Origin of the sequence: Nonomuraea sp. NPDC052129 (assembly GCF_040680095.1) — a bacterium.
GTDB lineage: Bacteria > Actinomycetota > Actinomycetes > Streptosporangiales > Streptosporangiaceae > Nonomuraea.
On record NZ_JBFAVX010000003.1, the window covers coordinates 292752 to 317598 of the forward strand.

A 24847-nucleotide genomic window follows, 5' to 3' on the forward strand; every position below is an offset into this window, starting at 1 on the left:
TGCCCTGGTTCTCCGTGTGTTCCCTTGACATCTGGCACGGATCTGGCACGGCGATCACGGACTGTTCCCCGTGCGGACGCACGCCTCCCTCCTGCCGGATCTTCCCGTCGCCGTCGTCCCACCCGTTAGGGGAGCGGGCCAAGGGCTGGAGGTGAAGGTGGAGCTCCCTGCCGGAAGAACGACCTTCGCCTCCAGCCCTTGGTCTGCTCGGCTTGTTCTGGACGACGGTGAGGGGAAGAGCGGGCACCTCAGCCACTGGGAACGCACGGCCTGCCGAGATCATCCCGGAGCCTGAGGCCCCCGCCGGAGGCTCTTTGGAGGTCGTATGCCAACCGTACTAGCGACCACCGTTGGACGGTTTGTGGCAGCAAGACACCAGTGATGACAGCGATCCGGAGTAGAGCCAGCTCATCATTTGCAACTGATGACAAGGCTGGCGTACGGGATGTTACGTAGTGGTGGAGTCACCATTAACCTCATTTAGCCTATCGGCCAGATCTGAACGGTCATAGCTGGTGAACATCGAGCCGAGTTGACTGAGGAGCACCTCGCGATGTTGAGGCCCTAAGGGATCGAGAAATTCCCTTATTAGGTGGGCAATACGCTCCTCTTTTGCGGTCTCCTCTGGCTCCGCGATCATTCCTGCGCCTGATTGGACCAATGCAACGATTTTCTCGAAATCGCTACCCATCCTCAGAAGCTCCGGAAGCTTACCTGACTGGCCGTCGAGCCACCAAAGGCGCGCCATCTGTGCGTCAACAAGGAGATGGTCTCGGATATATCGAGCCTGCTGGGCCCTCATCTGCCAATCTGCTTCAGTTAGAGCGTTCGTTCGCACGATGTCTTCGTAATTTTCGGCATACAGCTTTGTCTTTTCGTCAACGGACAAAATGACTCGTGCCGATACCACATTAGAATCAATTGTGCGGGCCGCCCGACGAGCGGCAAAATCCGCTTGTGCTTGGGCTTCTTCGAGCAAGAGGACGGAGAAGTTCCGAGTGGCTGATTCGATGGCCTTGCGCAGTCCGCGATGAACATCATAAGTGTCTTCACTAGGTGGTTGCCCAGGCCCATCGCTAATCCAAGTAAGTTCGAGCGAAGCCGTAAAATAGGCCTTATCGAGCGAGCTAGCAAGGGAGCGAATAAAAGAACTGGTTGTATGGTAGCTCACTGGTGGCGAGTCATATGCCGGGGCCAGTAACTCTTTAATCCACGTCAGTAGACCCATGCCTCTCCTTGATCTCGCTATAAATCGTGATAGGCGTATTTCCCCACAGGCGTGGGTTTAGTTCAGATATTCTGGCCTCTAGCTGCTCCCGAATCATCTGCCGCGGAATCTCTGTATGACCGCTCGTCTCTCGCTCCCAACGGTGAGCAAGAGGTACTATAATCCCGATGTCATAACTATTGATACATGCCTTCGCGAATACCTCAATGACTACTTGCCTTGGCGCTTGTGCCTGAGCTGTCGCCTCTAACCAGGCGCTCGCGATTTGTGCAGCTCCTAGCTCAGTTTCTTGGTTGCGAAGGGCTGTACGCCAACCCATGGCCACCGCACGAATGGTCTCATCATCTCCGGGTGATTCGGGCACGAGTAGGAACCTATTTGCATCGCGCAGATTGGCCAGAGTGGAGAAAGCAAGGACACCGGTGGTTTGCTCATCGGCACTCTTGTCGAGCCAACTCAGTACTTCAACGAGAACATCCCTAAGCAGCCCTCGATGTCTACCTAACTCGGCGATAGCTGCACATACCGTTCCACGGAGTCGTGTGGATCGCCGGCCTGCCAAGTGTCGTAGGCGTGTGAGAGCAATGCGAGGAAAGACGATGCCGAGAGGTCCTCCGCAAACTTCCGCAACAGCGATTTGGACCTCTTCAGTTGGGGCAGAAATAGACCAGTAATAAAGCTTTTGGCGTATATCGCGTCCTACCCGGTTGCTTAGAGAAGCAGCGGTAAGGAGCTCAACTGCTCTTCGTCTTCCTACTGCATTTGCAGTCCAGCTTGTGACCGCTTCAGTTACGAGCTCTTGGGCATATTGAGATGTAGCAAGATGCAAAAGGGCGCTGCTGGCCTTTTCGCTTTCTGCTCCGAGATGAATCAGCCATTGCCCGAGATGCTTGCGAAGATATATGCGGTCTGTCCACATATGGTCGATAACCGGCAATGCGCAACCCGGTCGCCGAAACGTGACCTCATTATTGCTTAGCTTCGCATCGATCAAAAGCAGCAGCTTCGCAACTCCTGGGCCGAAAATTCCGCGTCCGGGATAAGTCTCGATGTCCAGAAATTGTACGAGCTTGTCGGTGGCGGTGAAGATATCCTCAGGCCTTGAGCCCTCTAGCGTTGCCGTTGCGAAAAGCAATGCTTGGGCATATTCTGAAGCGGATGGGTCGGTGTCGCCGATAGCAGATAGTGAAGCTTCAAGATGCTCTGCAGGGTCGTAGTATGAGGAAAGTACTTCCTCCACTAGCTCAGGCGAGACTACGCCTTCTTCTACCGATTTCTCCTTGATCTTATTTGCGAGTTGTGTGGCCTCACGCGTGCTGGCCACGTCAAGCACTTTCTTAATCTTGGCATATTTAGCCCACTCGGTGGCCTTAGACCTGGAGGTCAGAAATGATAGATGACTCTGGAAGACATCTTCTGAGGCTGGACCGATCATACGCACTACGACATGGTCTTCCAAATCGAGTAGTCGACATTCATTGGGTGTCGCAATAATGATTAGCCTTGATGAGACACCCCAAAGTCGTGCCACATAGTGAGGCAAGACGTTTGAGAATTTAGAGATTGCTTGTTCCTCTATCTCGCTCAAGACGATGAAGTAGCCGCGGTTAGCGTCGGATGCCAAGGATTGATCGATATCATCTGGGTCTATGAGTAGTTCGATAGGGCGCATATTGATATCCATGGCTGCATTTATTGCAGCGATCCGTCGCCCGCTTCCAGACTCTCCGCGCAGGACAACATAAGGTTTTTCCCTAAGAAAGCGGGTTATCTCATCAGCCTTTTTTACGCCCTCTCTGTCTACTCGCACATAGACTTCTCTTAGCTTTCTCAACACGTCTTTGTGTAGTGCGCGGGATGAAACTGTCCGTCGGGTCTCCGACAGGTAGAGGTTGTCTATGCGGGAACCAACGAACGCTGCACCTACGGCCTCATTGAAGATTGCCTGAGACAGAAGAGGTTCTTCCTGCTCGCCCTCCGGTGGTACATCAGCAGGCGGATCGGCGTCCGTTGATTCAAGCCCTGGAGTCGGCTCGTCTTGTTGAGGCTCCTCGCTCAAAGGAACGATGCTGTTGCCCGGCTCTGTCATCAGTCCTCCCTTTCACGTCTGCGGGAGGTATCGAAGAAGCCTTCCGGAAGCTCGATGTGAACACCGTCGGAGATGTGGCCTGCGGTGATGTTCCCACCTACGTTGCCATGGAAAATTGCTGTTGAGCTTGGAATTGAAGGCGTAGTTTGCGTCGTAATTTTCTGATCCCTTGTGGTGGCCTGCCGGTCGTTACCAGACCGGCGTGGTATGTATAGCCATGCTGATTGAGAGAATTCTTTGTCCGGTACTTCTGCAGTGACTTGCTCGAATTCAGTCTCCTTAAGTTGCGTGTAGCCAGCGCTCACGACGTCTTCGAAAACGCGTTGCGAGATGATTGCTCCAACATAAGTGACGTCTGGGTCACTATGCTTGAGGGCGCTCTTGAGACTGGTAGAGTCAAGTAGCCGGCACGCATGAACGGTGGGCTCACTCTTTCGATCTCTTAAGCGATCTCCTGCATCGTAGATCGGGCCGATATGGATGCTTACCCTAAGACGCAGGTTTAGGTTTCGGTCCTTCGCGCGAAATCCAGGCGCCATCTGGAACAGGACGTCCTGTAAGCGCGGTAGCACGCCGTCGATAAAATGAGGAATGTGCCTCGTTTTCACTCCGAAGATGAATCCATCTCCTGTGTCTTGCGAGAAACGACGACTCTCCCAAACTTGAGGTATATCGCAAAGGGCAAGTGCCCTCTCCAGTACCTGCGGGATTGCGGCGCTGAGGTCAGGCAGATGTACGCTGCGGTTCTTGCTGAACTGTATGCAGTCCACCGCAACGAGACCACGATAGGGTGGGAGCTGGGTCGTAGTGTTCCCGGGCGCAGCATCGTGATTCACCGCAACTCCTAAGGTAGGCGTTGAGCGTGCCCTACAGGATCCAGCGGCTCATAGGGAGTCATCTCTCATGCTCCTCCGGGTCCTGCAACCTTCCTACGCCGTCATCCCCACTCTGACAACCCTGAGATTGCATGCCGAAGAGTATCGGATGAGACATATCGGGCGCGAGGACTCGTACAATCGGTATCCATTAATGAAATGCCAAGTTCAGCAGAAAGGCTGATATCGTCGCTATAATCGCAGCCAGCGCCAGCCAGAATGCGGTTCGTATCAGACGATACTTTCGATTCACTATGCTGCTCACCTGTATGAGCTGATCGCAGACTCGTGCGAGGTCGAATGTGCGCGTCCCGATTATGGCCTCACGAGCCTCGGCAACTGAGTCGAACTGCAATATGTCGCCATAGTAGGCGATCGAAGCAGGTTTGCCGACCCTCTTTCTACTTATGCGTGGATATACAGCTCCTGCTAAGCAGATGAGGGCCATGAGGGCGGCGGCTGCGCCCGTCCACCAGAGCCATTCTACTGCGTTAGACAATGAGAATGGTGACCAGCTTCCTGCAATCAAGCCTCCCGTGATGGCGCCTGTGCCAAGTCCAACAATGCCGAGGAGAATCTGAGCCTTGGCGTCCGCTCTATTCAGTTCTTCTCGCGCTTCACTGAGAAGTTGGGCGCCGTATGCATACGCATCGTCTTCGACTAGTTGCTGCTGGCCCGACTCGACTTTCGCGAGGATAGACAGTATTTTTCGGTACATGGCTCTAGGCCTTTCTAGCGAATTCCGCCGGGTCTTTTGGGTACTGTTTCCTGGTATTTCCTGTCCATCGCATGTACTTCGCGAAGTAGCGTCTAGGCATCGCTGACACTCTGCGTCCGCCTCAACGACCGCTCGTGTCCATCATTGTTACGGTTCGAGGTCGCGCCGGCCGGGACCGGCCTCCAGGCCGCATGCCCGGCCGGCGCGGAGCGCCGCCGCTTGATCTCCATAGGAGTAATTCGGCAACGATCTCGGCTGTCACTTGGAAGTGCGTGTACGTCGGGGGTGTGGGCCGGTAGCTTCGCGGTGTGGCTGATGACGCTGAGCTGACGCGCTGGGTGGTGCACGGGGAACGGCTGATCTATGACAACCGGTGGATCCGGCTGGGGATGGCCGATGTGGAGATCCCCGGCGGAGAACGGTTCGAGCATCACGTGGTGCATCTGGATCGGGCCGCCATCGCCGTTGTCGTGGACGAGCGGGAGCGGGTGTTGCTGATGTGGCGGCATCGGTTCGTGTTCGACCGGTGGGGGTGGGAGCTTCCCGGCGGCCTGATCGAGGCCGGTGAGGACCCGATGGCCACGGCTGTGCGGGAGGTGGAGGAGGAGACCGGGTATCGGCCCAAGCAGGTCGAGCAGTTGGTGAGCTATCAGCCGATGGCCGGCATGGTCGACTCCGAGCACATCCTGTTCCTGGCGCGCGGGGCTGAGCTGGTCGGTAAGCCGGAGGGTGAGGTGGAGGCCGACCGGATCGAGTGGATTCCGATGGCCGACATTCCCGCCATGATTGCCCGCGGTGACATCTGGACGTCGGGGACGTTGATCGGGCTGCTTCAGGCGCAACAGCGGCTCAACGGCCAAGGGCGCGGTTGACCGCCTGCGATAGCTCGTCGATGCGTCGCCGCTGACGACGGGAGCCAGTCATGGTGGCCAGTTGTTTGGCGCGGTGGATGTGGGGTTGGGCGGCTTCGGGGTCGCCGGCGGTGAGGAGGGCGTGGCCGAGGTCGCATCGGACGCCTGCTTCGGCGCGGTTGTAGGTGCCGTCCATTCCGGCGAGTGAGGAGCGGAGGTCTTCGACGGTGCCGGGGTCGCCGAAGCGGAGCAGACAGCTTCCGCGCCACCGGGCGAAGTGATGGACGTTGATGGACAGGTAGGGCATGTCCAGGTCGCCATCACCTTCCGGCAATACGGCTGCGGCCTGGTCGAGTGCGCGGCGGCAGGCGGCTTCGTCGCCGAGTACGGCGGCGGCTTCTGCCTCGGCTGCGGCCAGCCATGTTCTGAGGCGGGCCGGTACATGGTTGCGGTGCGTGGCGTGGATGTACTGAAGCAACTCGGCTGCCTCGGCGGGCCGGCCCAAGTCCATGAGTACGTACGCCTGTTCGCCGGCCACGTAGGCGAGCACAGCCGGGTCTTCGGCCTCGCGGGCAGCGGCTTTGGCCCGTTCGTAGTGGTTCCAGGCGTCATTGAGGGCGACAGTGTTGATGGCCTGCCATCCGGCCAGTGAAGCTGTTTCGGCAATCAGGTGGGCGAGTTGGGCGCGGATGTGTGGGCGTACGGCGTGGTGGTGGGCTCGTTCGATCTGGGTCATCTGGGCGCGCATCTTGTCGGCGATGGCGAGGCTGCCGAGTCGGCGGTCTTGGAGGCGGAGGTTGTTGATGTCGGTGCGCAGGATCATGACCAGGGTGTCGTCGACGGCTGCGGCGGCGTCCAGGCGGGCGGTGAGTTCGTCGGTCTGCTCCTGGTGCTCGTCGCCCGAGTCGCTTGTGGGGGATGCGATGTCGAGGGGGGCCAGGCCGAGCAGCATGCGGGCGTGGTCGGGCAGGGCGAGGCCGGTGGCTACGCGCTCGAATACGGCCAGTTCTTGAATGGGGCCGGCGGTGCCGTTGAGGATCTTGTTGACGCGAGGTTGGGACAGGCCGGTTGCCGTTCCGATGCGTACCTGACTGGCTCCGGCGTATTTAGCCGCGAGCCGGAACAGTCCGGCGATGTCGCGTTTCTTGAGGATTTCCCGGCTTTCGTCGCGATCCCAGATGGCGTCTGGTATTTCGATGCGGTCGAAAGCACTCGGGCGCATGCGAACCTCCGGATTTCAGCTCCGAGGTGGTGCACTGCTTTGTCGCGCACTCTATATGCCCTGGCTGCATATCACCGTGGTATATGTATAAACGGTTGGCCCGATCATGCTCTGCCGCATGACAACTCCAGTCAGGTGCACAGAATGCGATGGGCGGGGATGGAAGATCGTCACCCGGCGCGGGAATGTGGCGGCGGTCATGCTCGGCATGGCGTCGAACGCCGTCGCCGAATGTCCTCTCTGCGAAGGGCCTGAGCGCGGCACTACAGGGGGTGAGGCGTTCGAGTGGGAGGTCCGAGTCGGTGACGAGCTGAGGGCGTGCGGGTCGAGCTCGTTCCAGGCCACGGCGATGGACGAACTGCGCAAGGCGATGCGTCGCATGCCGGAGGGGTCGTCCGTCCGGGGGCGGATCACGCACAGCGTCTACGGGCTCGGGGCCGTAGCTGACGAGGCGTCTCGGCGTGAGGTCTTCCGGGCGCATCTCGACCCGGCGGGCTCGGTGCGGTTTAAGCGGGTGGCCGAATGACGCCCCCGCGCGTGGTCGCGATTGACCCGTATCATTCCGCCGAGCTGCTCCGGCAGACGTTGGGCTGGAACGGCATTGCCGCAGATGTCCACGCGGGATACGGGCTTGCCCTTGTATCTGTTTGGGTTGGCCTTGTCGTGTGGTGTGACGGTCAATACTTCTGGTGGCGAACCGGATGGAATGCCGAACGTCACCGCGTCATCTATGCGTGGCATCCGGCGATTGATCCCGAGCGGGCCGCTCGTCGTATCTCCATGTACTACGCGATCCTGCGGGCGATGCAGTCGATTTCCGAGCTGACCTGATCCGGGCGCGAGGTATGCGATGAGTGCAGATGCCTCTTGGGTGTGCGGGGTGGATCCTTCCCGGCGTGATTCCGTTCTGGTGCAGCACGCGGTGCGGACGGATGGAACGACGGCATGGTGCGGTGCGGCGGTGCGTCCGGTGGCGATCGGTGATTGGTATGTTCCGTTCGTCCCGGACGGTACGACATCATGCGAAGTGTGCGGCCGTAGGTGGCGACGCAAGTTCGGAACGGCACGGAACGCTGCCTGAAAGGGCACTGACAGGTTTTGGCTTAGCCGGTACTGTACTTATGCGGTCAAGCGCAAGAGTGAACGGACGGCTGACATGAGTATGGACTTCGCTCCGCCGAAATATGCCCAGGTCATGAGGGCGATTCAGGAGCGGATCGAGTCGGGCGAGTACGCGCCTGGCGACATGCTGCCGTCTGAGACGCAGTTGGTCCGCGAGCTGGGCGTAGGACGTACCACGGTGGTGCGGGCGCTGCAGACGTTGGCCATGCAGGGATGGATCGAGCGCGAGCACGGGCGTGGGTCGTTCGTGAAAGGCCGGCCGGACGGTGAGGCCGAGATGGTGAGGCCAGGCCTGACCGCTGCGGAGCAAGGCGAGAGCGCCGACAGCCTCATTGAGGTGACGCGCGTTCCGGCGTCTCGGCATGTGGCTCGGCTGCTCGGAGTGGCCGAGCGGACCCCGGTGATCGTCCGTAAGCGGGTGGCACGGCAGGCGGACCTCGTTTCAGCGGTGGAAACCGTGTGGATCCCGCTGGAGATCGCGGTCGGCACTGACTTGGAGAAGGCCGAGCCGCTGCGGGGCGGGATCCGGCGGCATCTCCAGGCGGTCAAGCATCTGCGCTTCGATCACATCGCTGAGCGGCTGTCTGCCCGCAAGCCGACCAAGGACGAGGTGGAACTGCTCGGCTCGTCCAACCCGGTGCTCGCTGTGACGGCGACCGTGCACGACCCTGCCGGGTCTGTACTGCTGGCCATGGGCCTGGCGCTGCCCGGAAGCCTGCATGAGCTTGAGGATGTCTACAAGGTCAGGTAGTTCTTACCGCGCCACTCCGGCTCAACCACTTGTGCGGACGAGTGGCCACGGCCTACTCTCGACTCATGCGGACAAGTGGACGAGCGAACAAAGGGCCCGTCGCCGCAGCCGAGAGGAATCACATGGCAATCCAGGGACCCATCCCGATCAGCTTCGAGCAGGTCTTCCCGCACGGCTGTTACCTCGTGGGGCAGGTCGAGCAGGTCAAGGACTTCGACGCCTCGACTAACGGCAGGACCGTCTACGCCAAGGACAAGACGACCGGTGAACTGGTCTGGCAGATCCCGGTCATGGACGGTGACCCGACCGTGAAGGCCTCCCAGAAGACGGTCGCGGTCAAGATCTTGTCCTCGACGGAGCCTCCGGTGCCGCCGGCCGTGCCTGGTCTCCCGATCACTCCGGTGGAGTTCGTCGCTATGACCGTCACGCCATACGTCGGCCAGACCGGGCGGCTGGCCTACTCCATCCGCGCCACGGGGATGCGCCCGCCGCGCACCAAGCAGGCTTCGGCCGGCAAGGAGGCGGCGGCGTGAGCCTCGGACCGTACACCTACGTCACGCTCTCGATGACTCAGGCGCAGACTCCGCGGCTCATCGTCTCCTTCCACACCAGCGGAGTACGGGTAGCCGCCCGTGTGATCGACGAGCGCCGCCCGTACCTGGCATTCAGCACATCGGAGGCGGACGTCTCGGTCTCAACCACGGGTGGCGGCCCGGTCACCGACGCCGACCTGACCCTGGCTCGCGACATCTACAGCGCCGCTGCTCGCTACCTGGCCGACTGCGAGCGCCTGCACGCCGAGCAGCCGGCCACCGGCAAGGCCACCGACCAGACGGCGGCCTGACAGGCAAGGCGGGGCCGCTGGAAGCGGCAACTTCCGGCGGCCCCTGGTTTCTCCCTGATCTCACTCACGAGAGGTTCCAAGCATATGTTCAAGCGGCTGCCTGGGGATGAGGCGCGCAACCTCGTCACCACCACGCCCGACACGGCCGTCGTCTTCCGCCCAGCCGTCATCCGGACTCCCGCCATCCTGACCCTGATCATCTTCACCTGGCGCATCCTCACCGGCTGCGTCCGGCTCGTGTGGCGCCACCCCGTCGCCACCCTCCTCACGTCGACGCCCGTCGCGCTCACCCTGGTCTACGGCTGGCAGACCGCTCTCCTGCTCCTCGCGCCCATCCCAACCGGACTCCTCGCCTGGGCCTTCACCGACCGACTGAGCTTCACCCGCATGATCGGCCTGCGGCTGCTCGCCTGGTGGCGGCTGACCTGGATCTACCGGCGGCACTGGCAACCCGTCATGATCGTCTCCGGCCTGGGACGGCACCTGTGGGGCCGCGACTACCTGCCCCGCCTCGGCAAGCTCACCTGTACGGCATGGGCCGACCTGGTCACCGTACGCATGCTCAAAGGGCAGTCGGTCAAGGACTGGGCCGACCGTCTCGACCACCTCGCTCAGGGCTTCGGCGCGGCATCCTGCCGGGTGGCGGTCACGCGGGGCGGTCACCTTCAGCTCACCTTCCCGCGAACCGATCCGCTCGCCGTACCGCTGGCTGCTTTGCCTCTGCCTGAGGCGCCGACCGTGGGGCCGGTCGAGATCGGCAAGCAGGAGGATGGGCGGCCATGGCTGCTCAAGGTGCACGGCACACACGTCCTGGTCGCGGGCGCCACCGGAGCCGGCAAAGGCTCGATCATCTGGTCCACCATCCGCGGCCTCCTCCCGGCCGTACAGGCTGGCCTGGTCGAGATCTGGGCTCTGGATCCCAAGCTGATGGAGCTGTCCTACGGCCACGCCCTGTTCGGCAACCGGTACGCCGCCACCCCCGACGAGTGCGCAGACCTACTCGACCAGGCCGTCAACGTGATGCAGAACCGCGCCGCCCGCTTCGCCGGCCTCCAGCGCTCCCACACCCCGACCGAGCAGGACCCGTTCGTCCTGGTCGTGGTCGACGAGGTCGCGTTCCTGACCGCCTACCAGTCCGACAGAGAGCTGAGACGCCGGATCTCCGCCGCCCTGGCCACCCTGACCACCCAAGGCCGCGCGGTCGGCATCGGCGTCCTGGCAGCACTTCAGGACCCACGCAAGGAAGTCATGAACATCCGCAACCTGTTCCCCGACAAGATCGCCCTCCGGTTGGACGAGTCGGAGCAGGTGGACATGGTCCTTGGCGACGGCGCGCGGGACCGGGGAGCGCTGGCCGACCACATCTCACCCGTTCCTGAGCTGGGCGCCGGTGTTGGCTACGTCCGGCTGGAGACCTCACCCGACCCGATCCGCGTCCGCTCCGCCTATGTCTCCGACAGCGACATCCGGGACATGGCCGCCACCTTCGCCGCCGGAAAGGACGCTGCCTGATGAAGGTCTGCTTCCACGGCACCGCCGAAGAACTCGAACTCGTCGCGGGCCGCCCCCTCATGGTCCTGCTCACCTCCCGCGACCTTCCCCGGCTGCGCGTCTTCGCCCTGCTCCAAGCCCGCACGCTCAAGCACCCGTACAACGGCCTGTTCCGGCTGTGCGCCGACCTGGCGGAGGAGGAGGGGAGCGCCCATGACTGACCTGCCTCGTGCCGTACGGCAGGCCATGCCGCTGGCTCGCGAGGTGGCGGTGGAGGTCGCCAAGCCGTACGGCGTGTGCATCCGGCCCGTCCCGCTCAAGCGCCTCGACACCCACACCGGCCGCTGGGAGATCGTAGACGTCCCGTGCGGAGCCACCCTGGACGCCAAATGCCCCTCGTGCGCCAAGCGCAACCGGCAGCTCCGGCGGGCTCAGTGCCGGGAGGGCTGGCACCTCGACCATGAGCCGGCCATCACCCCGGATGAGCCGACAGACGATCAGCGGTGGCTGGTCGAGTTCCGCGCCGACCTCCAGGCCCGCCGCGACCAGGCCGCATCCCTCGGCCAGGACACCGCCGACTGGGACGCCGCGATAGAGGGCCTGGACGTCGAGATCAACGAGGCGGGCATGCGTGGCAACGTGCTCGGCCGTACCGCTCCCAAGCGCACCCGTTCGACCAAGCGGCGGCAGGACGCCCCCAACCTGCCCAAACGCAGGATGGCCGCGACCACGCTCGGCCGGACGTTCACCAGCTCGGACGGCAAGGTCTACCGGCCATCGCTGTTCGTCACCCTCACCCTCCCCTCCTACGGCAAGGTGCGTGACGGCGTCCCGGCCGATCCGGAGACCTACGACTACAGGCGAGCCGCTCGGGACGCCCTGCACTTCTCCAAGCTGGTCGACCGGTTCGTGCAGAACCTCCGCCGGGTCGCGGGCTATGACGTGCAGTACTTCGCCACCGTCGAACCTCAGAAGCGGCTCGCGCCGCACCTGCACATGGCCGTGCGCGGCACCCTGGCCCGCGCGGAGGTCAAGCAGATAGCCGCCGCGACCTATCACCAGGTGTGGTGGCCACCGGCCGACGAGGTCATCTTCGACGGGGATCACCTGCCCGTCTGGGAGGACGGCGTCGGCTACCTCGACCCCGACACGGGCCTGGTCCTGCCCACCTGGGACGAGGCGCTCGACCAGCTCGACGCCGACGAGGCGGCCAAACCGCTCCACATGATCCGCTTCGGAGACCAGATCGACGTCAAAGGCGTACTCGCCGGAACCCCGGACGCCGACCAGTGCATCCGCTACCTGTCCAAGTACCTGACCAAATCGCTCTCCGACAGCCTCGACCCGGACAACCCCGCTCAGCGTGATCACGCAGCCCGGATGGTCGAGGCGCTGCGCTTCGAACCGTGCTCACCGGCCTGCCCGAACTGGCTGCGCTATGGAGTGCAGCCCAAGGGAGCCAAGCCGGGGATGACGCCTGGCCGATGCTGCGGCAAGGCCCACAAGCCCGACCACCTCGGCTACGCGGGCCGTCGCGTCCTGGTCTCGCGCAAGTGGTCCAACAAGACCCTCGCCGAACACAGGCAGGACCGCCGCACCTGGGTCCTGGAAGCCCTCGGCCAGCCCAACGAGACACCCGACCCACACCGCTACGTCTGGAAACCCGCCCCGGCCGGAGATGCCAACGTCGCGCCTCTCGCCATACGCCTGCTCCGGTCGGTCGCCGAACGACAACGCTGGCGCGCCCACATGGCCCAACTCCAAGCCCAAGCAGACGGCCAAGAACGTTCGGCAACTGAAAAGGCGGCCTGACATGGACAGACTCTTCTACCGCCCCCGGGACGCCGCCACGGTCCTCGGCATGAGCCGTACGGTCGTCTTCCGCCTCATCAAAACCGGAGAACTCCGCTCGATCAAGCGCGACGGTTACCGCCTCATCCCTACCGCCGCTCTACTCGACTTCGCCCGTGCCCTTGAGGCCAATGCCCAAAAGGAGGCGGTGTGATGGCCGCCAGGAAGCCCAACGGCCGCTCGTCCATCTACCTCGGCAAGGACGGCCTATGGCACGGCTGGGTGACGGTCGGGATCAAGCCGGACGGTTCACCGGACCGACGCCACCGCAAGGCCAAGACAGAACCGGAGGTGACCAGAAAGGTCGCAGAGTTGGAGGGCGAGCGAAAGACAGGCTCCGTCGGCAAGCCCGGTCGGCCGCCGACGGTAGGGGAGTGGATGACGGAGTTCCTCGACGTGATCTGTGAGCGACTCGTCCTCTCCGACAAGATGGCTCCCCGCACCCTGACGGACTACCGCTCCAAGTCGAGGAACTGGATCGTGCCGCTTCTGGGCAAGCATCGCCTCGACCGTCTCGCGCCTGAGCACCTGGACACGGCGTACACGCGGATGCTGGAAGCGGGCCTTTCGACGGGCTCTGTCCTCAAGGTGCATCGCATCCTGTCCCGCGCGCTCACCATCGCGGTACGGCGAGGCCGCATCACGCGCAACGTCGCGACGCTTGTTGACGCTCCCTCGGCCACCGTCACCGAGATCGAACCGCTGACCCGAGACGAGGCCCGGCGCATCCTCGACGTGGCCAAGGTGAGAAGGAACGGGGCGCGCTGGTCGGTCGCTCTGTCGCTCGGCATCCGCCAGGGCGAGGCGCTCGGGCTGCGCTGGTCGTACATCAACCTGACCACGGGCGAGATCAGGGCATGGTTCCAGATCCAGCGGTCCGAATGGTTGCACGGTTGCGCCGATCCACACGCCTGCGGAGAACGGTGGCACCGGAAGGCGTGCAAGAAGAACTGCACTGACCACAAGCACACCCGAGACTGCAAGGCGGACTGCAAGAAGCGCGCCCACACCTGCTACAGGCGTCCGTGCGCCAAGGACTGCACCGGCCACGCGGACAAGTGCCCGAAGCGGGCTGGCGGCGGCCTGGTGTTCCGAAAGCGCAAGGGAAAGGGCAAGCTGACGCTCCAGTGTCCGCCCGCGCTCCTCGCCCTCATCAAGGCGCACAAGAAGACCCAAGCCGCGGAACGCCTGAAGGCGGGGGATCGGTGGACCGATCACGACCTGGTGTTCACCACGCAGACCGGCGGCCCGATCGAACGCACAGAGGACTGGAAGCAGTGGAAGTCCATCCTCAAGCAGGCAGGCGTACGAGACGCCCGAGTCCACGACGCCCGGCACACCGCAGCAACCCTGCTGATCGAGCAAGGCGTCCACATCCGGGTGGTTCAGGAGATCCTCGGCCACACCCGAGTCACCACCACAGAGCGCTACACCCACGTAGCAACCATGCAGATGAGAGACGCGAGCGACCGCATGGACGAGGCGCTCTGGGGCCCTGGCTAGAAGCCAACTGCAACCCAAACTGCAACCCTGAGCCACCCAGAGATCGAAAAAGGCCCTTCCCCAGAAACTGGGAAGGGCCTTCGCCGTGCGGAGGATCGGGGATTTGAACCCCGGATGGTGTTGCCACCAAACCGCATTAGCAGTGCGGCGCCATAGACCTGACTAGGCGAATCCTCCTGGTAGCCACGCGGCTCAGGACAGCGTACCGGCCTTCTGCCAAGGCAGCAAAGCGGTTCCCCGTCCCGGCCTGTCCAAAGGTTATCCACTGCCTGTGAATAACCTCCTGTGGACAACGGGCCGGACAGCAAGCCCGCCCCAAGGCGCGGCCGGGGGCGGGCTCGGCGCACGGACCCGCCACGCGGGTCCGCCGTACAAAACGCGACGTCAAGCGGGTCAGGCCGCTGGGCAAAACGAGCGGTCAGGCGCTGGGCACAGCAAAGACGTCAAGCGGGTCAGGCGGCCGGGTTGGCTTCGCCCTCGATCTCGACCTTGATCTTCTTGCCCACCAGAACGCCGCCCGTCTCCAGGGCCTGGTTCCAGGTCAGCCCGAAGTCCTCGCGGTCGAACTCGCTGCTGATCGAGAAGCCCCATACCGCCTGGCCCCAGGGGTTCGTGCCGGCGCCGCCGTACTCGACCGTGAGCTCGATCTCCTTGGTGACGTCGCGGATGGTCAGGTCGCCCACGACGGTGAACTCGTCGCCCGAGTGGCTCACCACGCGGGTGCTCTTGAAGGTGAGCGTCGGGAACTTCTCGACCGACAGGAAGTCGTCGCCGCGCAGGTGGCCGTCACGATCGGCGACGCCGGTGGTGAGGCTTTCGGTCTTGATCGTGAGCTCGGCCGACGACTCGAGAGGGTTGTCGGCGATCGTCACGGAGCCGGTGAAGTCGCCGAAGCTGCCGCGCACCTTGCTGACCATCATGTGCTTGACCACGAAGCCGATCGTGGTGTGGGCGGCGTCGAGGTTGTAGGTGCCGGCGGCGGGGACGGTCAGGCCTTCCCAGGTGCGGGTCGTCATGGGGTTCTCCTCGGAGGATGATTGCTGTGCGGATGTTTGCGGCAACAAATGTCTACACGAGGAATATTCCTCTCGTCAACAATCGTCGGCTAAGCTATGAACGTGGTCAACATTGATGACCCCCGGTTGACGGCCATGGGCCTGCTGTCGGAGGTGCAAGCAGGTCTCGCGGCCAGGATGCAGCCGGTGTTCGGCGCTGCCGGGCTGTCCGAGATCGATTTCGAGACGTTGCTCCGGCTAGGGCGCTCGCCGCGGCAGAGCCTGCGGATGAGTGATCTGGCCGCGCAGACGGGCCTGTCCACCAGCGGTGTGACCAGGGTCGTCGACCGGCTCGAACGCGACGGTCTGGTGGCCAGGGTGGCCTGCGCCGTCGACCGCCGAGCCTCCTACGCCACGCTCACCGATGCGGGGCGGGAGAAGCTCGACATCGTGCTGCCGCAGCACCTCGAGGACATCGACAAGTCCCTGACCAGCCTGCTCAGCGCGGAGGAGCTGGAAACCTTCCTGGCCACGCTGCGCACGATCCGGGATGTCGTACGGCCCTGCGCTACGGCCGGAGCTGTTGAGGGGGAATGCCCAGCTCAACCCTGAGCTTGGCCATGGCACGTGACATCGTGCTCTTGACCGTGCCGAGGCTGATCCCCAGCGTTCTGGCGATCTCCGGTTCGGTCATGTCCTCGTAGTAACGCAGCACGATCGCGGCCCGCATCCGGGTGGGCAGCCGGATCAGCGCCTGCTCCAGGAGATCGTGCAGGTCGCCGCTGGCTTCCGCTTCCGGGGCGACCTCCGGCAGGTCCTCCGACGGGTACTCCTCCAGCCGCCGCCGCCGCCACTGCGAGATGTTGATGTTGACCATCGCCCGCCGTACATATCCGTCGAGCGCGGCTCTGTCCTGGATGCGGTCCCATGCCAGGTATGTCTTGGTCAGCGCGTTCTGCAGGAGATCCTCCGCGTCCAGCGGATGTCCCGTGAGCTGGTGGGCGGTGCGCAGCAGGGCAGCTCCGCGCGCAACAACGTACTCGCGGAACTCCTCTTCCCAGCTGGCGGTCTGCATCGTGGCCAGAATCGCAGCCAAAGGCCAAGATAGGGCGTAACCGGAATTCAGGATTCGGCCCGCCGACGATAAAGGTAGGTCAAGGTCGGTGGCGGTTTGTACGTCGCTGGGGGTCAACTTCTGCCCCGAGGGGTGCGTATTTTGCTCTCGAAGGCACGAGTACCGCGAAGCACCCCCGGAGCCGTGTGACGCTATTAGCGCGACAAGGGAGGGACTGATGGGGTATCCGAGCGTGGAACGCCGCCGGGTGCTCGCGGCCGCGGCGCTGGGCCGGGAGGCCGGGATCCCGGGCTCCGGCGAGGGGGACCCCTTACGCGCGGTCATAGGGGACATCCTCGACATCAGCCCACATCTCATCACCATCGAGACCCCCGAGGGCGCCGAGGAACGGCTCGTCATCGCGCCCTGGGCCACCGCCTGGCACGGTGGTGACCAGTCGCCGAGTGATCTGCCCGTGGGCTCGACGGTCATCATGCGTACCCTGCGCGACGGCCGGGTGGTCGAGCGCCTCTGGGCCGACATCACGCGGCTGACCGGGACCATCCTGTCCGTGGAGGGACGCAAGGACCTGTCGGTCCAACTCGACTGCGGGCCGCATCGGGGGCGCCGGACCATCGTCATCCCATACCGTGCGACAGGCCGCATCATGGTGCGACATGCGCGGTTCGAGCCGGGGTTCCTGTTCGACGCGATCGGCATCAGAAAGGGCGGGGCGAGTCTGGCCCTGCTGCCCGCGACCTCGCAGCCCGCCTATCCGGCGCGGGCCGTGCCGGCTCCGCCGCCCGCCTACGGGGGCCTGCAGTCACGCGTCTCCGGGACCGCCACCTGGTCCGACGTCTTCGACGAGGAGGATCGGGGGGCCGCGTACCCCATGGTCGAGCGCTCTGACGTGGACTGCCCGGACGCCGAGGTGTCGTGCACGGGCCTGCCGTACCTCGCCATCGGGTCGATGCTGCAGGTACGGAACATCTGCACCGATCGATCCGCTAACGTGCCGATCGTGGCGTGTGGCTGCGTCGCCGGGCGCTTCTGCGACCGCTGCGTCGAGTGCGACACCTCTCCTCGCGGGCGGATCGCCGAGCTGTCGCCCTTCTCGTACGTAGAGCTGGGCGGCGACCTGGTCAAAGGGTGCTTCAACGCGCAGATCGGATTGGGGTGACGCTCGTGCTGGCATCGCAACTGCCCGCGCTGATCGTGCTGCTCGTCTTAGGGGCGGTGGCGAAGGTGTCCACCGTGCGTACGGGCGGGGAGATGGGCACGCTGGCCCGGTTGGGGCCGGCGGCGCTGGTGCCCGCCCGCATCGAGGTGCCGGTGCTGATCGTCTGCGCGGTCGGTGAGCTGGTGATCGCGACCGGGCTGCTGGTGAGCACGTCTCCGATCTTCAGGTGGATGGCGGTCGCGTTCTTCGCCATGTGCACCTATGTCCTGCTGGAGGTACGTCGGCGGCGGCCCGACGCGGGATGCGGATGCTTCGGCGAGGTGAGCGCGGCACCCGTCGGGCTGCGTTCGATCGCCAGGACCATGGTGCTCACCGGGATGGCCGTGCTGTCGATATGGGGTGAAGAGCCCGGCTGGTTGGTCTTCTTGCAGCCGTCGTGGTTCATGGCCGCCGGGGTGATCGTGCTCCTCGTACTGTCGCCCGAGCTTGAGGAGATGGTGGATCGGCTGCGTTATCGCGCGCCGTGCGAGCAGCGCCCCGGACCGGCCACGGAGGTCACACTGGCCAGGCTCCGGTCGAGCGGCCCCTGGCGGCAGCATCGGGAGCAGCTCGCCGCGGTCGAGCCGTACGACAGCTGGCGTGAGTTGTGCTGGCGCTTCTTCGCCTTCGAGCGGCGGGATGGGGCCGATGTCGTGTTCGCGGTCTATCTCAGCGGGCGGCGTCCGGCCGTACGGGTGGCCGTGGTCGAGCACGAGGGCAGCGGCGCTCTGCCGGTTTATACGCCTGTATCGGCCTGACGCTAGACAGCGCTATAGAACCCTCGACAACAAGATATGACTCTATTGGGCTATCTAGCTTCCCCACTAGACAGCCCAATAGAGGACTAGGGGTGTCGCCTAGATCGGTTGGGCACGCAGGAACCTCCCGAAATGCGGCACGGTGAACGCGATCAGGCCGCGCTCAGCGCTGTAGATAAGCCCCTTCTTGATGAGGCTGTCGCGCGCGGGTGACAGGCTGGACGGCTTGCGCCCCAGCGCGTCGGCCACGTCCGCGGTGGCGACCGGCTCGTCGCCGATCTGCGCCATGGCGTGCATGTAGTCGCGCTCCGCCGGGGTGGCCCGCTCGTAGCGGCTGCCGAAGAAGCCCACCGCGAGCTCCTCCTCGGCCTCGGGCGCGGACACCTTGACGTCGTCGAGAGTGATCGGGCTGCGCGGCGCCAGATCCCAGGCGACCTTGCCGTAAGCCTGGACGAAGTAGGGGTAACCGTCGGCCGCCTCGTACAAGGCGTCGAGGGCGTCCTGCGTGAACTCGACCTCTTCCTCCTGCGCCGGCAGCATCAGCGCGAGGTCGGCCGCCTCGCGGTCGAGCTTGTCGATGCGGGCGTAGCGGAAGAGCCGCTCGGAGTAGCTCTTGCTGGCCGACAGCACGCTGGGCAGGTGCGGCAGGCCCGCGCCGACCACGATCAGCGGCCCACCGGACTGCGACAGCTCGTGGCAGGCGGCGCACAGCGCCGAAACGTCGGCGGGCTGCACGTCCTGCATCTCGTCGATGAAGAGCGCGATGCCGACGCCCAGGTCGGTGGCGACGCTCGCGGCGTCGACAAACAGCTCGGTGAGGTCGATCTCGAGGTCGCCAGAGTCGGCCCGGCCACGGCTGGCCGGCACCTCGATGCCGGGTGACCAGTGCGAGGTGCCCTTGGCGGCGGCCGGATCGCGCATCGCGAACGCCTTGAGCACGCCCAGGAACGCCTCGATGCGCTCCGGCGCGCGATGCCGGGGAGCCAGCTCGCGGATCGCCATGTGCAGCGCGGCCGAGACGGGACGGCGGATCGACTGGTCGGGCCGGGCCTCGATCTTGCCCGTGCCCCACAGCCGCTGCATCGCCATGGACTTGAACGTGTTGAGGAGCACGGTCTTGCCGACGCCGCGCAGACCGGTGACGACCATGCTGCGCTCGGGACGGCCACGGGCCACCCGCTCCAGCACGACCTCGAACTGCTGCAGCTCGCGGTCGCGCCCGGCGAGCTCCGGCGGGCGCTGTCCGGCTCCGGGGGCGTAAGGATTGCGCACGGGGTCCACGCTCTCGGACTTTATTGCGGGATATAGCGGCCGTCTTAGATTTGGGAAGAAAGCGCTACGGCGTGTCCGAGCAGGGGCCGTCGCCAGTATTGTCATCGGACGCACCCCCTCCCACCAGGCCGAACCCTTGTTCGAGTCGGTCCCTAGAACTGTAGCGCGCACTCGAACACGTGCGCGATGGTTTCGAGTAAAGATCTTTGCAACAGAGCGAGCGGCTCGCGCGTCCCGGTGATGTGGAGTTCGAGGATTTCGTCCGAGCCAGGGGCGCGGCGCTGGTCAGGTACGGCTACGTGCTCACCGGCAACGCCGAGGACGCCGCGGATCTGGCCCAGGAGGCGCTGCTCAAGCTGAGCGACAACTGGAGCCGGGTCCGCAACAAGGACAGCCCCGAGGGGTACGTACGCACGACCATGGCCCGCCAGCACATCAGCTGGTGGCGCAGGCGGCGCAGAGAGCAGCCGACCGACGACGTCCCCGAAGGCGTCCACCACGACACGCATTCCTTCGGCGAGCTCTGGAAGGAGCTCGCGACGCTGCCCAGGAAGCAGCGGACCGTGCTGGTCCTGCGCTACTACGAGGACCTGCCGGATGAGGAGATCGCCGCGATCCTCGGCATCTCACGTGGAACTGTGCGCAGCCAGGCGTTCCGGGCGCTCGCCACGCTCCGGGTTCGGCCCGCTGTACTGGAGAGGGGACGGGCATGAGGACAGAGGACGAATTGAGCGGCGCGCTGCGCGATGCGGCGGACCGGGCTCCCGAGCTCGACCTGCTCGCCGGGGTCGGCGCGCGCAGGCGGCGGCGCATCAGGCGGCGCGCGCAACTGCTCGCGGCGGCCGCGGTGGCGGCGGTGGCCGGGGTGGTGAGCACAAGTACGGTCGTCGCCCAGGGCGCCTTCTCCAGCGGGGGCGGAGACGAGATGGCCGTCAAGCCGACCAGTGTGGCCATCACGACCGTGACCCCTTCGCCACTCCCGGCAAAGACATCGCGGCCGCACCCAGGCCCGACCGTGACCAGGACCGTGACCCCGACCCCCCTGGTCGAGGGGACGCCGGTCCGCAAGCTCTGGCCGAAGGCGGTCTTCCAGATGCCTGCGAAGAACGCCGACGGCTGGCTTTATCGCCCGATCACCAGCATCGGCGCCACCGAGGTGCTGCTCAAGGCGGAGCCCTTGCCCGGGAAGGCCGGAAAGCTCGAGGTGTACGACGCCAAGACCGGTAAGTCCCGGGTGGTGACAGAGATCCCGGTGACTCCGGGACTGAAGCAGAACTTCCAGGGAGCCATCTCCACCGATGGCACGAACGTCGTCTGGTACAACAACGCGAGGAAGGACGGGACCTGGATCGCCGAGCTCTGGTGGGCCCCGCTGCCCGGCGGCAAAGCCAAGCTGGCCGTCACGTTGACCGGCGCGGACGCGGACGTCGATGCCATCGGGTCGGACGGCGAGAACATCGTCTGGTCGACGAAGAAGGGTGGCGTGTACCGGGTGCCGTTCGCCGGCGGTACTCCTGCGCGTGTGCCGAAGGGTGATGGGCTGCACCTGATCGACTGGCCGTGGGCGGGCGATGCCGGGAACGTGTTCCTAGGGGCTGGCCGCAACCAGTCCAAGATCGTCAATTTGGCCGACGGGACTGTGACCAAGATCGCGATCAAGGACAAGACGAAGGACTTGCGATGCGGGCCGGTCTGGTGCCTTGGCCGCCGGGGCGGTACTGCTTTCGTCCAGCGCCTCGACGGGACCAGAGCCGGGAAGGTGCCGGGAGCCAAATCTCTCGGAGGGCCCAATCCATACCCTCTTCTCGACCGTTTCGCGGTGTCGGCCCTTGCCGTATACGACATCAACACCGGCAGGGTGGCGAGTGTCTTGGAGCCCGGTAGCGTGATCGGCATCTCGATCTTGTCGCGGCCCAGCAAGACCGTTTACTGGAGGGGACCGGGCAACCCCGACAAGTACTGGGTGCTCAACTTGGCAGCCGTCCCGCCCGCGCAATAGCGTTCGGAGCCATGCGGACCTTCGCGAACGTACAGGAACTCAAGGCGGCCGTCGGCGAGAAGTTCGGCCCGACCGAGTGGCGCACAGTCACTCAGGAGCAGGTCAATCTCTTCGCCGACGCGACCGACGACCACCAGTGGATCCACATCGACGTGGAGAGGGCCAAGGAAGGACCGTTCGGCGGCACGATCGCGCACGGCTACCTGAGCCTGTCGCTGCTGCCGTCGTTCATGATGGAGCTGGTACGCGTCGAGAGCATCCAGATGGGCGTCAACTACGGCCTGAACAAGGTGCGTTTCCCCAGGCCGGTGCCGGTGGGCGCGCGGGTCAGGGCGCTGGGGGAGCTGAGCGACGTCAAGGGCACGCCCGCCGGCTACCTGGCCAACCTGAAGATGACGATCGAGGTCGAGGGCGAGAAGCGCCCGGCCTGCATCGCCGAGACGCTCAGCCTGTACATCCCTGTGGAGCTCACGGCAGGGAGTGGATGATCGCCGCCGCCGCGACGAGCACCAGTAACCCGAGATAGGCCAGGACGAGCCGGGTGTCCTTGAGCAAGCACTTGCTACGGGTCAGCCCGGCCCGCCACGCCTTCCAGTACCCGGCGAACCCGAGGACCGCGAACCCCAGCACCGCCCACGGCCCCAGCAGCCAGGCCAGCAGCGCGACGGTCGCGTACACGCACAACCGGAGCGGATCCTTCACCTGATCACCTTGAGCTGGGATGTGGTTGCGGCCGGTCGTTGCCCCGAGAGCTGGGATGTGGCGGAGACCGCCGACAGCCGTTGTCCCGAGAGCTGGGGCCACGCCTGAACCGCGCAGAACGGCGCGCACTGGTCCTGCTCGGCCCGCGTGCCGACGTGCACGCAGCACTGCGTGAGCCGCTCCTCGATCATGGTTGATATGTCCATGAACGGCTTGACCGTCACCCGCACCACCCGCTCGCCGAGCAGTTTGCGAAGCCTCTTCCGCCGGCCGGGCAGCGCCGAGGAGGCCAAGGTGAGCAGTGTGGACACGCCGAGGTCGCAGTTCTCGCAAATGTCGCGCCACAGGTCGCCGATCTGCGGGTGTGACAACGACGACTGCTCCGACAGCAGTCCGAGCAGCGATTCCTGTACGGCCAGGCGCAGCTCGCGGGGGATCTCGGTGTCGGCGATGCGATTGGAGACCAGGCCCAGGTTCGCTTTGAGCCGGTCATGTCCGATCAGCGCGACCAGCGAACGCCACTGCTGCGAGTCGTCGCGGATCAGGTAGCCGACCGAGCAGCAGTGCGGGTGTGAGCAGGGCAGCGCGGTGAGGTCGCGCCAGGTCACCAGGCCGTCGGTCTGCGGGCCGAGCCGCTTGAGCACGCCGGTGTGGGTGAGGCGGTTCATCGGGTCGATCGGCCCCGACCTGCCCGAGCCGAACTGCGGCTGCAGCGACACCCCGCCGACGAACGGCGTGTCGAGCGCCAGCCGTACGACGTCGCCGATCTCCCCGTCGTTGACGTTCAGTGCGGCGGTCATCACCAGCGTGGTGAAGATCTCCCGCTCCGACAGCCGTTGTACGGCCTGCGCTTTGAGCTGCCTGAGGTCACCGCCCCGGTGGTGCTTCGACGCCTCGGCCGAACCGCCGTCGTACTGGAGATAGACCTCCACCCGCTCGCGGTGCTCGGTGAGCAGGTCGAGCAGGGCGTCGTCCCTGGCGATGAGGACGCCGTTGGTGTTGATCAGGATGCGGGTGACAGGGCGCTGGTGGAGCTCGGCGAGCAGTTGGGCGAGCTCGGGGTGAAGGGTGGGCTCGCCGCCGCTCAGCATGAGGACGTCGAGCTTGCCGTTCTCGCGGGACAGGCGCTGGTCGACGTTCGCCAGGATGTCGGTGATGGGGACGATGCCGGTCAGATCGGGGGAGCTGCCGGCGAAGCAGGTGGGGCAGCGCAGGTTGCAGGCTTCGACGATGTCTTCGAGCAGGATGCAGGTGTGCTGGGTCTGCATCTCGGGCAGCCCTTGGAGGTAGGCCGCAGGGATGGGGTCGAAATTCCCCGAAATATCCGGCATGTGGAGCTTTGTGGGAGCGGTCCACTCTTCCAGATAGGTCAGGATTTCTGGGTCTTCGTCGTACAAAGTCCTGATCAGGCCGTGTTCGCGGCAGCCGCGCTCCAGCCACACACGCTCGTCGCGGACGGTCAGGTAGCCGCTCAGCCGTTCGACCCGCTCCAGGTCCTGGCCGTGGCAGTGGGGACAGAAGGCGTTGACGTACCTGAGGATGCGGTCACCCCGCAGGCCCATTCCGGTGCTCATGTCATGACCTTCCGCTTGAAGAGGGGATCGGAGTGGCCGCGCCGCCAGCCGTACCGCAGCCTCAGGGCGAGCAGCAGCAGGCCGGGGATCAGGAACCACTGCGGCCTGGTGAGCTCGAGCCAGACGGTCTCGTTGGCGCGGGTGAACTCGACGAGGAAGCGGAAGACGGCGTACGCGGCCAGGTACAGCGTGAACAGCTCGCCCGGCTCGGTGAGCCGCCTGCGCGCCCAGAGCAGCGCGGCGAACACGGCGAGCTGGAAGACGATCTCATAGACGAACGACGGGTGCATGGCCTGGCCACTCAGGCAGCCGGGGCACTCGGGCGTTGTCGGGGGAGCGTGTACGCCCCAGGGCAACTCGGTCGGACGGCCCGGCGCCTCGGTCAGATGGCAGCCGATCCGGCCCACCGCCATGCCCAGCGCCACCGCCGGGGCGAACAGGTCGCCGGTCCGCTGCTTGTAGCCGATGATCCTTTTGGCGATCAGTACGCCTATGTAGGCGCCGGTCAGGCCGCCGAGGATGCTCCGCGAGCCGTACAGCCAGAGGTCGGAGAGGTTCAGCGTCTCCAGCCAGCCCGCCAGCCGCATGCCGATCGCGCCGCCGACCAGCGCACCGGTCACGGCCACCAGCGACTGCTCGTTGAGCGCGCCGCGGCGGCGGGCCTCGTGCACGAAGACCACGGACGCGACGAGCACTCCCAGGCCGACGAAGATCTCGTGGAGCGGCATG

28 protein-coding genes and 1 tRNA gene are annotated in these 24847 nt (G+C 64.7%); 17 read left to right on the forward strand and 12 right to left on the reverse strand.

Going from position 1 to position 24847, the window contains the following annotated elements:
* Window positions 1-448: 448 nt before the first annotated feature.
* From AB0L53_RS09355 to AB0L53_RS09370, 4 genes are all read right to left on the reverse strand, one after another.
* Window positions 449-1228 carry a hypothetical protein gene (locus AB0L53_RS09355; RefSeq protein WP_363992393.1) on the reverse strand — a complete coding sequence of 260 codons (780 nt, stop codon included), beginning with the start codon at window positions 1226-1228 and terminating at the stop codon, window positions 449-451.
* Complete coding sequence (locus AB0L53_RS09360; RefSeq protein ID WP_363992395.1) at window positions 1206-3317, reverse strand: hypothetical protein; 2112 nt, start codon at window positions 3315-3317, stop codon at window positions 1206-1208. Before AB0L53_RS09360 ends, AB0L53_RS09355 begins: the two co-directional genes overlap by 23 nt.
* Complete coding sequence (locus AB0L53_RS09365) at window positions 3317-4153, reverse strand: hypothetical protein (RefSeq protein WP_363992397.1); 837 nt, start codon at window positions 4151-4153, stop codon at window positions 3317-3319. Before AB0L53_RS09365 ends, AB0L53_RS09360 begins: the two co-directional genes overlap by 1 nt.
* Before the next feature lie 190 nt (window positions 4154-4343).
* The gene (locus AB0L53_RS09370; RefSeq protein WP_363992399.1) at window positions 4344-4910 is read right to left on the reverse strand and encodes a Pycsar system effector family protein; all 567 of its coding nucleotides are present in this window, start codon (window positions 4908-4910) and stop codon (window positions 4344-4346) included.
* A 308-nt stretch (window positions 4911-5218) separates the two neighbouring features.
* On the opposite strand from AB0L53_RS09370, the gene AB0L53_RS09375 reads away from it, so the two are divergent.
* A complete protein-coding gene (locus AB0L53_RS09375; RefSeq protein ID WP_363992400.1) occupies window positions 5219-5782 on the forward strand; it encodes an NUDIX hydrolase in 564 nt (187 codons plus the stop codon).
* Here AB0L53_RS09375 and AB0L53_RS09380 read toward each other — a convergent pair.
* On the reverse strand, window positions 5760-6983 hold the full coding sequence (locus tag AB0L53_RS09380) for an XRE family transcriptional regulator (RefSeq protein ID WP_363992402.1): 1224 nt from the start codon (window positions 6981-6983) through the stop codon (window positions 5760-5762). The two genes, AB0L53_RS09375 and AB0L53_RS09380, sit on opposite strands and share 23 nt — an antisense overlap.
* 118 nt (window positions 6984-7101) lie before the next feature.
* Here AB0L53_RS09380 and AB0L53_RS09385 point away from each other — a divergent pair, with 118 nt between their 5' ends.
* From AB0L53_RS09385 to AB0L53_RS09430, 10 genes are all read left to right on the forward strand, one after another.
* On the forward strand, window positions 7102-7509 hold the full coding sequence (locus AB0L53_RS09385; RefSeq protein WP_363992403.1) for a hypothetical protein: 408 nt from the start codon (window positions 7102-7104) through the stop codon (window positions 7507-7509).
* Window positions 7510-7520: 11 nt separating this feature from the next.
* A complete protein-coding gene (locus tag AB0L53_RS09390; protein WP_363992405.1) occupies window positions 7521-7814 on the forward strand; it encodes a hypothetical protein in 294 nt (97 codons plus the stop codon).
* Window positions 7815-8139: 325 nt separating this feature from the next.
* Window positions 8140-8856 (forward strand): GntR family transcriptional regulator, encoded by a 717-nt coding sequence (locus tag AB0L53_RS09395; RefSeq protein ID WP_363992407.1) that lies wholly within the window; start codon window positions 8140-8142, stop codon window positions 8854-8856.
* Between the two features lie 122 nt (window positions 8857-8978).
* Entirely contained in the window at window positions 8979-9389 is a 411-nt protein-coding gene (locus AB0L53_RS09400; protein WP_363992409.1) for a plasmid replication, integration and excision activator, read from the forward strand.
* On the forward strand, window positions 9386-9700 hold the full coding sequence (locus AB0L53_RS09405) for a hypothetical protein (protein ID WP_363992411.1): 315 nt from the start codon (window positions 9386-9388) through the stop codon (window positions 9698-9700). Before AB0L53_RS09400 ends, AB0L53_RS09405 begins: the two co-directional genes overlap by 4 nt.
* A gap of 84 nt (window positions 9701-9784) precedes the next feature.
* Window positions 9785-11212, forward strand: a complete 1428-nt coding sequence (locus AB0L53_RS09410; RefSeq protein WP_363992413.1) for an FtsK/SpoIIIE domain-containing protein — start codon at window positions 9785-9787, stop codon at window positions 11210-11212.
* Window positions 11212-11412, forward strand: coding sequence for a hypothetical protein (locus AB0L53_RS09415; protein WP_363992415.1), 201 nt, complete (start codon window positions 11212-11214; stop codon window positions 11410-11412). Before AB0L53_RS09410 ends, AB0L53_RS09415 begins: the two co-directional genes overlap by 1 nt.
* Complete coding sequence (locus AB0L53_RS09420) at window positions 11405-13003, forward strand: replication initiator (RefSeq protein WP_363992417.1); 1599 nt, start codon at window positions 11405-11407, stop codon at window positions 13001-13003. The genes AB0L53_RS09415 and AB0L53_RS09420 overlap by 8 nt, the downstream gene beginning before the upstream one ends.
* Window position 13004: 1 nt before the next feature.
* Window positions 13005-13196, forward strand: coding sequence for a helix-turn-helix domain-containing protein (locus AB0L53_RS09425; protein ID WP_363992419.1), 192 nt, complete (start codon window positions 13005-13007; stop codon window positions 13194-13196).
* Entirely contained in the window at window positions 13196-14545 is a 1350-nt protein-coding gene (locus AB0L53_RS09430) for a site-specific integrase (protein ID WP_363992421.1), read from the forward strand. The genes AB0L53_RS09425 and AB0L53_RS09430 overlap by 1 nt, the downstream gene beginning before the upstream one ends.
* A gap of 88 nt (window positions 14546-14633) precedes the next feature.
* Here AB0L53_RS09430 and AB0L53_RS09435 read toward each other — a convergent pair.
* Window positions 14634-14722 (reverse strand) — tRNA-Ser (locus AB0L53_RS09435).
* 275 nt (window positions 14723-14997) lie between these two features.
* Window positions 14998-15561 carry a YceI family protein gene (locus tag AB0L53_RS09440; RefSeq protein WP_363992423.1) on the reverse strand — a complete coding sequence of 188 codons (564 nt, stop codon included), beginning with the start codon at window positions 15559-15561 and terminating at the stop codon, window positions 14998-15000.
* 96 nt (window positions 15562-15657) lie between these two features.
* Between AB0L53_RS09440 and AB0L53_RS09445 the strand changes: the two genes are divergently transcribed.
* The gene (locus tag AB0L53_RS09445; protein WP_357957670.1) at window positions 15658-16152 is read left to right on the forward strand and encodes a MarR family transcriptional regulator; all 495 of its coding nucleotides are present in this window, start codon (window positions 15658-15660) and stop codon (window positions 16150-16152) included.
* On the opposite strand, the gene AB0L53_RS09450 is transcribed toward AB0L53_RS09445, so the two are convergent.
* Window positions 16109-16615 carry a SigE family RNA polymerase sigma factor gene (locus AB0L53_RS09450; RefSeq protein WP_358534729.1) on the reverse strand — a complete coding sequence of 169 codons (507 nt, stop codon included), beginning with the start codon at window positions 16613-16615 and terminating at the stop codon, window positions 16109-16111. The genes AB0L53_RS09445 and AB0L53_RS09450 overlap by 44 nt on opposite strands.
* A gap of 217 nt (window positions 16616-16832) precedes the next feature.
* Here AB0L53_RS09450 and AB0L53_RS09455 point away from each other — a divergent pair, with 217 nt between their 5' ends.
* Both AB0L53_RS09455 and AB0L53_RS09460 read left to right on the forward strand, forming a co-directional pair.
* Window positions 16833-17774: a hypothetical protein gene (locus AB0L53_RS09455; RefSeq protein WP_363992425.1), complete on the forward strand. Its 942-nt coding sequence runs from the start codon at window positions 16833-16835 to the stop codon at window positions 17772-17774.
* Window positions 17775-17779: 5 nt separating this feature from the next.
* The gene (locus tag AB0L53_RS09460; RefSeq protein WP_363992426.1) at window positions 17780-18571 is read left to right on the forward strand and encodes a MauE/DoxX family redox-associated membrane protein; all 792 of its coding nucleotides are present in this window, start codon (window positions 17780-17782) and stop codon (window positions 18569-18571) included.
* Between the two features lie 99 nt (window positions 18572-18670).
* On the opposite strand, the gene AB0L53_RS09465 is transcribed toward AB0L53_RS09460, so the two are convergent.
* Window positions 18671-19852, reverse strand: coding sequence for an ATP-binding protein (locus tag AB0L53_RS09465; protein WP_363992428.1), 1182 nt, complete (start codon window positions 19850-19852; stop codon window positions 18671-18673).
* A gap of 197 nt (window positions 19853-20049) precedes the next feature.
* Here AB0L53_RS09465 and AB0L53_RS09470 point away from each other — a divergent pair, with 197 nt between their 5' ends.
* Genes AB0L53_RS09470 through AB0L53_RS09480 form a run of 3 tightly spaced genes read left to right on the forward strand, consistent with a single transcriptional unit; the run spans window position 20050 to window position 22330 of the window.
* A complete protein-coding gene (locus AB0L53_RS09470; protein WP_363992429.1) occupies window positions 20050-20556 on the forward strand; it encodes a SigE family RNA polymerase sigma factor in 507 nt (168 codons plus the stop codon).
* The gene (locus AB0L53_RS09475; protein ID WP_363992431.1) at window positions 20553-21842 is read left to right on the forward strand and encodes a hypothetical protein; all 1290 of its coding nucleotides are present in this window, start codon (window positions 20553-20555) and stop codon (window positions 21840-21842) included. Before AB0L53_RS09470 ends, AB0L53_RS09475 begins: the two co-directional genes overlap by 4 nt.
* An 11-nt stretch (window positions 21843-21853) precedes the next feature.
* Window positions 21854-22330, forward strand: coding sequence for a MaoC family dehydratase (locus AB0L53_RS09480; protein ID WP_358437377.1), 477 nt, complete (start codon window positions 21854-21856; stop codon window positions 22328-22330).
* Here AB0L53_RS09480 and AB0L53_RS09485 read toward each other — a convergent pair.
* From AB0L53_RS09485 to AB0L53_RS09495, 3 genes are read right to left on the reverse strand one after another with little or no spacing between them, the layout of a single operon-like run.
* A complete protein-coding gene (locus tag AB0L53_RS09485; protein WP_363992433.1) occupies window positions 22311-22544 on the reverse strand; it encodes a hypothetical protein in 234 nt (77 codons plus the stop codon). The two genes, AB0L53_RS09480 and AB0L53_RS09485, sit on opposite strands and share 20 nt — an antisense overlap.
* Window positions 22541-24118, reverse strand: coding sequence for a radical SAM protein (locus AB0L53_RS09490; RefSeq protein ID WP_363992434.1), 1578 nt, complete (start codon window positions 24116-24118; stop codon window positions 22541-22543). Before AB0L53_RS09490 ends, AB0L53_RS09485 begins: the two co-directional genes overlap by 4 nt.
* Complete coding sequence (locus tag AB0L53_RS09495; protein ID WP_363992435.1) at window positions 24115-24846, reverse strand: prolipoprotein diacylglyceryl transferase family protein; 732 nt, start codon at window positions 24844-24846, stop codon at window positions 24115-24117. Before AB0L53_RS09495 ends, AB0L53_RS09490 begins: the two co-directional genes overlap by 4 nt.
* Window position 24847: the final 1 nt, after the last annotated feature.